We start from the raw sequence: 9985 nt of genomic DNA on the forward strand, positions 1-9985 counted from the left end.
GCACCCCGCAGTTCCGTGCCGTCCTCGCTGAAGATCCGGTCTGCGTCAGCTTTCGGTGCCCTGCGGCCGTTCCAGGGATCGTCATCCCCGAGTTGGCCGGCGCCGTCGTCGAGGTCGTCCAGACCGGTGTGCTCGGCGATCTCCGCCCGGGTCGGCTCCGGGCGACTGGTGCGGCGGACGGCGCTGGATTCGGCGAGGTGCTCGGCGAATGTGGCGGTCGGTGCGAAGTAGCACTTGAACACCCTCGAGGGCTGGCCTTCGGTCTCGGTGACGCCGACGCCCTTGGACACCCCGGCAGTGGTCTTCACGTTCTCGGGGACCTCGGCGACGGAGTCCGGCGCGGAGAACGCGTTGGCGCGCTGGTTGTCCGAGGCGTTAGGGCCCATGAGGAACCTGTTGCCGCAGGCGGCTTTCAGAGCAGTGGACACGCCGGTCTTGGTGTTGCCCAGCTGGGTAGAGACGAACACGTGCACGCCCACGAACCGCATCTCGAGTGCGATCTTCTGGATGAACGTGGCGACCATGTCCTTGAACCCGTTGGTCGCCTCGGCCTCCACCCGCATCGGATGATCCTTCGGCAGGGCCTTCGGGACGCGTTCAGGAGTCATCAGGCCGGTGTACTCGTCGGCAATCAGGACGATCGGGCGGAACGAGGGATCATCCGTGATCGAGAACCAGTTGTTGATCCCGCGGCGTTTGAGGACGGCGGCGCGGCGCTTGCCCTCGGCGTAGACCATCCCGCAGCTGGCGACCATCGCCTCGTAGCTCTCACACCCCCACCCGCCGTCGCGGACGTAAGGCTTGATCCATTCGAAGTCGACGGCTTTGTCGGGGGTGTCGACGATGGCGAGCTCGGCACCGGCCTGGAGCATCCAGTACGCGAACGCGTTGATGTTCACGCTCTTGCCGGACATCGGCAGGCCCTGCAGCAGCGTGTGGGAGGCGCTGGCGAGGTCGAGGCGGAACTCCGGCCCGGTGGCGTCTCCTGGACGGCCCAGAGCGCATCCGAGCGGTGCCTGCGTCCATGCGGTGTCGGCGGGGGAGGTGAACGTGGGGATGTCGCGGTCGAAGGGGTACGGGATCATCGCCGGGAACGTTGGGGGCTGGGCGGGGATGACCTGCGCCGTGAGCGCCTTGGCGTCGATGTCGACGTACCAGCCGGGCCGTCCGACCACGTTCTCCGCGACCTCGGTGAGCTTCCCGTCGTGTCGGGAGGGGACATAGCTGGTGGGGAGCTCGAGGACGAAGCCACCACCGCGGCGGCGGGCGACCTGGACCTGCCAGGGCTTCACGGCGAGGATGACGGCGACGGCTCCGCGGCAGCGGATCGCGTCCTCGGAGAGCTTCTCGAGCACAGCGTGGCTCAGGTGCGGTTCGAAGCGGGTCATCGTGTAGCCGGGGTTCTGGTTCTCCAGCCGGATCGCCTCCCGCTCCCCGTCGGAGGGCTTCGCGCCGGTGCGGAGGCTCGCGATCAAACGGGTGGTGCCCTTCTCGGCGGCGACCTCGGTCACGGCCCGGGTGCGTTCGAACGTGACCGTCTGCGTCTCCGGATCGAAGCGGACGACCCGGAATCCAGTGCCGGCCTCGTCGCTGAGCTTCGCCTCGACCGCGGCGACGTGGGCGTCGTTGTGCGGGTCGAACCCGGGCACCCGGTGACGGGTCCGCTGCACCTGCGCTGTGCTCGCGCTCATCGGCTCTCTGCCCCTGCACCAGCGAGGTTGTCGCCTGTGAAGCTGGAGATAACTTCGACAAGGACTGGCTCGTAGGCGGTCCAGAGGCCCTGCGCGATCTCGGACAGCTGCGGGATGATCTCGTCGACCAGACGCGGCCCGTCGGCGCCGGGGGAGTCGCACCGGGCCTGGAGGTGATTCAGAAGCTGGGAGACCTCGGCGCTGGAGGTGAAGCGGGTGCGGGCGATGCGGACCAGGGAGCTGACGGCTCGGGCAGGGTCGCTGGTGCCGAGCGGGGTCAGGTCCCCGTCGGTGACGAGCTCGCACAGCGCGACGGTGTCCACGGCTGACAGCGCCATCGAGGCCTTGTCGAACGAGTCCACGAGCGCCAGGGATGCGATCGAGGCCCAGTCGGAGTCCTCGTCGGTCTCGGGGACCAGGGCGCCGGAGAGGTCGATGGCGTCGAGGGTTTCGTCGTCGGCGCCGTCCCACCACGCCTGGATGCGCTGCTGGGTGGCGGTGTCGTCTGCGTCGAGGTCGTAGAGGGCGAGCACGTCGAGCCAGCCGGCGGTCTCGATGTCGTAGAGGCGGCTGCCCCACATTTCGAACACGACCCTGAGTGCCCAGGCGTCGTCGCTCTCGAGCGAGATTGTTTCGCCGGTGTCGATCTCGAACCGTTCTCGCAGCGGTGCCGGGAGCCACATGAACGGGAACCGCAGCGCGTCGGGTCGGGTGCCGGCGGCGCCGCGCAGGGGGAGCCCGTCGAGGTAGCGCGGCAGGGGGATCGCCACGGCGGGGGAGGTGAGGATCCGGGCGTCGTCGAGACCGAGGACGGTGCGGGCGAGGCCGAGCCGCACCACTTGCGGGACGGTCCGCTCGGGCAGGGTGAGGGGCTCGCCGGGCTGCAGCAGGTACCGCGCTCGTCGGGTGTGCATCGTGGGCCTCCAGGGTCGAAAGGTGCTCTCACCCAACCCATATGCGAAGGAGGCTCCAGCGGCACCGGTGTGCCGACGTTGAAGGGGTAGCGCCAACATGCGCCAACGAAGCGTTCGTGCAGGTCATCTACACTTTCGGCGATTCTCTACACCCCAACGCCAACGCGCTCCACCCGACAAACGTGCAGGTCAGTCTGTGTTTACCCCCATATCCCACATCTCCCACTATAACCTTTATAGAGAAGTAGGTAGTAGTAGTAAGAGGAGATATGAAACCAGATCCCCTATACGTATGCAGTTTCCGGCGCGCAATGTAGGATTTGGTGTCAAACGGGGTCTGACCTGCACGAATACCGACGTTCAAGCGTTGGCGCTCCGTTGGCGCCGTTGGCAAACCCGGTCTGACCTGCGGTTTTGCAGGGGTGTTCGTTGGCGCTGCGCCAACGTGCACGCCTCGACAGACACGATCCCCGCCCAGTGAACGGGGTGAGCCGCCTCAGCATCGTCAAGCATCCGTGCAGGTCACCCCGGGTTCGCCAACGAGGTGCCAACATGTGCTGGGCCGGCGGGATCTGCGCGTTCGTGCAGGTCGGGACTCGTATCCGCCGCTCGACCAGCCCACGCGGTGCCACCGTGGTGCCAACGTAAAACGTGCAGGTCAGGCTGGGTTCGCGTACATATCCCACGTTCCCCGGTATGACCTTATAAGGGAAATGTCTATCGGCCCCCGAAAACGGGCCCTGGCAGACGGGACCGCAGTTCTCGCAGGTCACCCCGCGTTCGCCAACGGAGTGCCACCATTCTCAGTCCTCACGAGATTCGCATGTTTCAGCAGGTCGGAGCGCGCTTCCGCCGCTCTGCGCACGAGGGCAGTGCCACCGTGGTGCCAACGCAAAACGTGCAGGTCAGGCTGCGTTCGCCCACATATCCCACGTTCCCCGGTATGACCTTTAAGGGAAATGTCTATCGGTTCCGGACCGGGGGAGTGCCACGGCGCCGATTCTGCGAACGATCGACCTGCCGGGCTCGTCCTGCGAGGGGCCCGCCGCGCCCACTGCGCACTGGCACGGGAACGGCGTCGAAAGGGATCTCGGTGAGCACTGCTGGCTTCGTCCACCTCCACACCCACTCGGAGTACTCCGACTTCGACGGCCTATCCTCCGTGACCCGCCTCGTGGACGCCGCCGCCGCCGACGGCCAGACCGCTCTGGCGATCACCGACCACGGCCGACTCGCCTCCCTCTGGGCACTCCGCACCGCCTGCGCGAAGTCCGGCACCGTCGCGCCGATCCCGGGCATCGAGGCCTACCTCGTCGTCTCCGGCACCCGGCATGACCCGGGCACGATCCAGGTCGCCGCAGACTCCGACGACCTCGACCCAGGCGGCTCCTCGGCTTCGAGCACTCGGGCGGCGACGAAGACGAAGCGCTACGAACACCTGACGATCCTCGCCTCGACCCAGGCAGGCCTGCGGAACCTGATCGAGATGTCGAACCGCTCCCAGGAGTCCAAGGCCGGGAAGTACCCGCTGATCGACTACGAGCTCCTCGCTGAGCACGCCGAAGGCCTGATCGTGCTGACCGGATGCGTCGGCGGCCCCATCGCCGGACCCCTTTCCCGCGTCGCCGGCGCCGACCCCGCAGCCGACGCAGCGGAAGCCGAGCGCGCCCAGGCGAACCTCGAGCGGCTCATCGGCGCGGTCGGTCACGAGAACGTGTACGTCGAGCTCGCCGATCATGGTCAGGCAGCCCAGGAGCGAGCTCTTGCCGGCCTGTACGAGATCGCGACTCGCAATGATCTGCCGGTGGTGGTCACCAACGACTCCCACTACGTCGCCGAAGATGAGCACCCAGTCCATGAGGCGCATATTGCGCTCGGTCAGTCGGGCCGCACCATCGGGGATCCTGACCGGTACCGGTTCAGCGGCTCCGGTCAGTTCTTCCGCACCGAAGCTCAGATGCGCGCCCTGCGACCGGGTGATGAGATCTGGCAGCGAGGCTGCGACGAGACCGTGCGCATCGCCGCCCGGATCGACGCCGACATCTTCCCCGAGACCCGTCTTCGGGTGCCGAGCTTCCCGATCCCCGCCTGGTTCACCACCGCACTCAAGAACGGGTCCTTCAAACGCTATGCGGTCCCGTCCTCGGCGGCTGACGGCACAGACCCGGTCACCTCCAGCTACTTCATGCACCGCGTCCACGCCGGCGCCAAGCAACGCTGGGGCGAAGCCCTACCCACCGAAGTGTCTGCGCGGCTGAAGTTCGAGCTGTCGGTGATCTGCCGCCTCGGCGTCATGGACTACTTCCTGCTCGTCGAAGACCTCATCGCCTGGGCCCGCTCCGACTGGACAGCCGCCGACTGGGTCACCCACCACGACCACGACACCGAGGACCCCGCGCGGGTACGGAAGGATCCGATCCATGTCGGCCCCGGCCGCGGCTCAGCACCCGGCTCGGCCGTCTCGTACAGCCTGCAGATCGTGGGTATCGATCCGATCGAGGGTGGGCTGCTGTTCGAGCGGTTCCTGGATCTCGAGCGCACCGAGATGCCCGACATCGACGTCGACTTCGAGAAGGAACGCCGCGGCGAGGTGATCGACTACCTCTCCGTCCGCTACGGCCACGACAACGTGTGCCGCCTCGGCATGCACGGCACCAACAAGGCCAAGCGCGCCATCGACTCCGCCGGCCGCTACCTCGAGATCCCCGTCAGCACCGTCGCCGACGTCAAGAAGCAGCTCCCCACCGACTGCGCGGGCCTGGCGATGCTCCTGCGCGAAGACCCGCCGGAGACCACCGGCATGAGCACGAAGGATGGCGCTGCGCTGCGGGACCGCCACGAGGCCGGCCAGACCCTCCGCGACCACCTCGCGGCCCAGGACGGCGATGACCTCCCCAGCCCCGGAACCCGGCGCCGGCCCCGCTACGGCGTGGCGACGATGATGGAGTACGCCGCCGTCCTCGAAGGAGTCGTCGTCAGCCCCGGCACGCATCCCTGCGGGGTCGTCGTCTCCGACGAGAACCTCACCCCACTGGTCCCGATGCGCCTGGTCGAGGGCGAGTGGATCACGGAATGGGACGGCGACGATATCGCAGACTTCGGGCTGCTGAAGATGGATGTCCTCGGGCTGCGGAACCTCGACATCGTCAAGGCCACCGAACAGAACGTCATTGCCACCCACGGTGAGATCGACTTCGACCTGCTCGAGCTGCGCACCGACGGTCCCCGCGCCGAGGCCGCCTGGGAACTGCTCGGCCGCGGCGATTCCACTGGCGTGTTCCAGCTCGAGTCCGGTGGAATGCGTGACCTGCTGACCACGGCGCATCCGCGCACGCTTGATGACCTCGCGGCGCTGATCGCTGCTTACCGGCCCGGCCCGATGAGCGCCGGAATGCACACCGAGTGGGCTGAGCGCACCGGCGGCAAGGCACCGGTCTCCTACGACTCTCTGACCACCGATCCGGCCGAGCAGGACGTGATCGCGGCGGTGCTGGGGCAGTCGCAAGGGGTGATCCTGTTCCAGGAGCAGATGATGCGCCTGGGCAAGACCGTCGGGAAGTTCGACGCGGCGCGGGCGAACAACCTGCGCCGCGCGATCTCGAAGAAGAAGCAGGGCCTGCTCGACTCCCTCAAGCCCGACTTCATCGCCGGCGCCCAGCGCGAGGGCGTCGCCGAAGACGGAACCACGCCCGTCCCGGCTATCTCCGCCCAGACCGCGGAGCGGCTGTGGACCGCGTTCGAGGGCTCGGGAGCTTATGCCTTCAACCAATCGCATACCGCTGCGTATGGGGCCCTGGCGTTCCAGACTGCGTACCTGAAGGCGAACTGGCCGGCCGAGTTCGGGGCGGCCGTGCTGCAGTTCACCGGCTCCGGTAAGGACAAGGCCCACCTCAGGGTCGCGACGATCCGGTCCCTGCGCGCCGAGGGCGTCACCGTCCAGGCCCCTGACGTCAACACCTCCGACGAGCACACCATCGCCCGCGACGGCGCCGTCTGGCTCGGCCTGGGAGAGATCAAGGGCGTCGGCTCAATCGCAGCCGAGATCGTCGCCGAACGTGACCGTGGCGGAAAGTTCGCCTCGATGGCGGAGGTCGCCACTCGCGTGGTCGTGCCCGCCACCGATGACGGCGGGAAGAAGAAGTCCGTCACCAGCGCCCAGCTGGCGGCTCTCGCTCAGGCCGGAGCGTTCGACCACGTCGGCCACGGATACCGCCTCGGGCACGTGATCGCCTCCCGCGCCGTCGCGAAGGATCCCGGCGTCCGCGTTCCGCAGATGGAGTACTCGGTGCTGGAGAAGGCGTCACGGCAGCGGGCGAGCATCCTCGCGATCACCGGCACTCACCCCACGAAGGCCCTCGCTCGTCAGATCGCCGCCCTGTACGGGGCCGATGCGGGCGATGACGCGGCGCCGAAGCCACCGGTCGGGCTGCACCGGCTGCCAGGCTCGGACGGTGCCAGGGTCCACACTGGCGGGGTCGTCTCCGCGTTCACGGAGCGGCTGACCCGCAAGGGCACGTGGATGGTGACGATGGAGCTGGAGAACGCCCACACCTCCATCCAGACGGTCGGGTTCACCGATGTCCACGCCGACCTGAAAGAGATCGGGATGCCTGACGTGGGGGACTTGGTCGAGATCCGCGGCACGGTCCGCATCCGAGAGGTCGAGCGCGAGATCACCGACGAAGTGACAGGCGAGTCCAGCACCGAGACCACGCTCGAGCGTTCGATCGTGATGTCGGACGTCGAATTCATGGCGGTGGAAGACGCTGATCGTGACGCTGAGGGCGAACCGGTCCTGGCGGTGGGGAGGATGCTGGCTGACGGCACCCCGGAACCGCGTGGGACGGACTCGAGCTCGGGCCCGGGCTTCTCGAGTGACGACGACGGGGAGGTCGTCCCGGGCGTGGATCGCCTTGCGGGCTCCGAGGTCGTGTCCGAGTCCGATCCGTCCACGCCGGGGGAGACCCTGCTGGAGGACCCGGAGCGTGGGCCAGTTCCGGAGGTGTCGGAGCCCGGGGGCGCTGAGAAGGATTTCGGGATCCAGGACATCGTCAGGACCGTTGAGTGGCGGCAGCTGCAGGAGGCGCTGAGTGAGGTCAGCGGGGAAGGGTTCGAGCTCGCCACGCCCCGCGCAGGGCGGGGTACCGGGGTGCATCTGCGGCTTGAGACCGAGAACGGATCCGTGCGCGTCCCTGCGACCGCGCAGCGCCGGCTGACTGAGCTCCTTGCCGCGGGCAGACTCCCGGCGCTCGTGTCGACGCCGGCGCTTTGCTGCGTCGTGATTCAGCCCGGGCATTGGCGCGTCCAGCTGCGGGCGATGTCCGATGCGATCAACTCTGGAGCGATCGACCCGGCAACGGTTTCGGTCGACGGACTGGGCCCATCTGTCGCTGCACGCTCCGGCTGACGCGCGCCGGCCGGGTAGGCACGTCCTGTGAGGAGTCGGCTTCGCCCACTGGTGCGGTATGCGGGATCGTCCCGCCGCGGCCCCTGAGGGGTTGCAGCCATGTGGCAGAGCATCAGCGATGTCACGCATACCAAAGAGGAGAGTTCACATGGCTCTGGACAACATCGTCACGGTCGTCGGTCAGCTCACGGCCGACCCCGAGCTGCGCCACACGAAGAAGAACATCCCGGTCGCCTCGTTCTCCGTCGCGCACAACGACCGGATCTTCGATCGTGAGTCCGAGGAGTGGGTGGATGGGGAACCGACGTTCGTGCGGGCTTCCTACTGGCGTGAGTCCGGTGAGAACTTCGCCGAGTCGCATGGGAAGGGCGATCGCGTGATCCTCGTCGGCAAGCTCAAGCAGAACGACTTCACCGACAAGGACGGCAACGAGCGCTCGACTCTCGAGCTGATCGTCGAGGAGGCCGGGCCCTCGAACAAGTTCGCCACCACCGTAGCCACCCGCCGCAAGGGCAACGGCAACCGCTCCTCCTCGAAATCCGCACCGAAGGCGAAGGCGAGCGCCTCCGTCAAGGCCGACTCCGGCGACGCGGGCTCGGACGACGACTTCGACTTCTGACCCCACCCGGTCACAGCGGGCCGTCGACACATCCCACCCGGATGAGTCGACGGCCCGTCCCACGTCCATCGAGGAAGGACGAGATGACGAACGCACCGATGCTCAACGGCGCCCTGCACGTGCTCGAGGCCGTCCTCGACGTGATCGCCCAACACCCGTGGGTGCTCGTGCCCGTTGCCGCCACGCTGTTCGTCTGCGTGTTGCTGGCCTCCCCGGCCGGCGGAGCCTGCGACGCACGAGACCCCCGCCGCGGCTTCACCGTCGCCGAGCGCCGCGCCGCCTTCGAGCGTGCGGGGCTCAGGTGTGAGCACAAGTCGATCCTGTGGCACCGCTGCACGAACACCCCCACCCAGGGAGACCACATCTACCCCTGGTCACGCGGGGGACGGACAGCGATGAGTAACCAGCAGGCCCTGTGCCCGTTCCACAACAGCCGGAAGTCCGGGTCGGTGCCGACGCGGATGTACATCCTGCGCCTGCAGTGGCGCCGCCGCCGCTACTTCCCCGAAGACGTGTCCCCGCGAGTCCAGTGGAGGCCCGGAGCTGCGACATGGAGCGCGAACGATTTCAGCTAACTGGGACGCGCGAAACACCGGTCAGTTGCTCGGAGTAACTCCATCAATCTGCCGAGCGACCGTATCGATATCGATGTCGTCTGAGTAGATCGCTACGATGTGACGCCTGCCGACGATCGGGGTCGCGCCGTCGAGCTCGAGTGCGTCTGCGGTCGCTTGGCGGAGTGCTTCGGAGGACATCGGCTGGTCTGCTTCAACGATCAGAGTGAGATCTGCGCATTCCAGAACGGACACATCGGAGCCCACATCGACGGGATCAGCGCAGGATGTACCGTCTGCCTGGTCATACGCTTCAGCCGCTTGCTCGAGAGTGAAGGCTTCATCGAGGGAACGCACTGGCGTTGCTTCCGTCGTCAGCAGCTGACCACCGAGCGCAGTGGCTATCTCGTCCGCATGGTCAAGATCGTTGCCGGCGGGGTTGATGGCCCAGTTTTCCCCGAGGATCATTGTGGATCCGATCCTGTCCATCATTCCCATCAACGTTGTCACGGCTCCTTCCGCCGCGTCGTGGCCAACGTAGATCGTCAGGACTGTGCCTGAGCCGGAGCAGACACCCGACCCCAACGCTGACTTGACGTTGTTTATGTCCTCGAGGTCTCCATCGCAGTCGCCACCGGCGGCGAGGAATGCTTCCTGTAGGTCCTGCACGCTCGAGACGGAACCGAGCGCCTGCTGCGTTTCGGGGGCGGCTGCGTCCCCGGCTTCGCTCTGCTCAATAGTAGGGGCGTCGATTGAGCTCACTTCCGAGCTGCACGCCGAGATGGCCAGGGCCGTTAAGA

General features: G+C 67.2%; 6 protein-coding genes. 3 read left to right on the forward strand and 3 right to left on the reverse strand.

All coding sequences use genetic code 11. The features are described from left to right. On the reverse strand, nucleotides 1-1691 hold a 1691-nt coding region (locus ACT3SQ_RS18370), incomplete at its 3' end, for an FtsK/SpoIIIE domain-containing protein (RefSeq protein WP_444601551.1). Then, nucleotides 1688-2605 (reverse strand): hypothetical protein, encoded by a 918-nt coding sequence (locus ACT3SQ_RS18375; protein WP_444601552.1) that lies wholly within the window; start codon nucleotides 2603-2605, stop codon nucleotides 1688-1690. The genes ACT3SQ_RS18370 and ACT3SQ_RS18375, both read right to left, overlap by 4 nt. A gap of 1093 nt (nucleotides 2606-3698) precedes the next feature. Here ACT3SQ_RS18375 and dnaE point away from each other — a divergent pair. The 3 genes from dnaE to ACT3SQ_RS18390 all read left to right on the forward strand — a co-directional run bounded on the left by dnaE (nucleotide 3699) and on the right by ACT3SQ_RS18390 (nucleotide 9206). Continuing rightward, nucleotides 3699-8012 (forward strand): DNA polymerase III subunit alpha, encoded by a 4314-nt coding sequence (gene dnaE, locus ACT3SQ_RS18380; RefSeq protein WP_444601553.1) that lies wholly within the window; start codon nucleotides 3699-3701, stop codon nucleotides 8010-8012. 148 nt (nucleotides 8013-8160) lie between these two features. After that, the gene (gene ssb, locus ACT3SQ_RS18385; protein ID WP_444601554.1) at nucleotides 8161-8631 is read left to right on the forward strand and encodes a single-stranded DNA-binding protein; all 471 of its coding nucleotides are present in this window, start codon (nucleotides 8161-8163) and stop codon (nucleotides 8629-8631) included. An 83-nt stretch (nucleotides 8632-8714) separates the two neighbouring features. Beyond that, a complete protein-coding gene (locus ACT3SQ_RS18390) occupies nucleotides 8715-9206 on the forward strand; it encodes an HNH endonuclease (protein WP_444601555.1) in 492 nt (163 codons plus the stop codon). Between the two features lie 21 nt (nucleotides 9207-9227). On the opposite strand, the gene ACT3SQ_RS18395 is transcribed toward ACT3SQ_RS18390, so the two are convergent. Further along, on the reverse strand, nucleotides 9228-9985 hold a 758-nt coding region (locus tag ACT3SQ_RS18395; RefSeq protein ID WP_444601556.1), incomplete at its 5' end, for a hypothetical protein.

Source organism: Brachybacterium sp. AOP42-C2-15 (assembly GCF_052377065.1).
In the GTDB taxonomy this organism is placed as follows: domain Bacteria; phylum Actinomycetota; class Actinomycetes; order Actinomycetales; family Dermabacteraceae; genus Brachybacterium.

What these genes read in the sequence shown, in the direction of transcription:
- ACT3SQ_RS18375 (WP_444601552.1), bottom strand. Translation starts at nt 2,605, where the DNA reads ATGCACACCCGACGAGCGCGGTACCTGCTGCAGCCCGGCGAGCCCCTC.
- ssb (WP_444601554.1), top strand. Translation starts at nt 8,161, where the DNA reads ATGGCTCTGGACAACATCGTCACGGTCGTCGGTCAGCTCACGGCCGAC.
- ACT3SQ_RS18390 (WP_444601555.1), top strand. Translation starts at nt 8,715, where the DNA reads ATGACGAACGCACCGATGCTCAACGGCGCCCTGCACGTGCTCGAGGCC.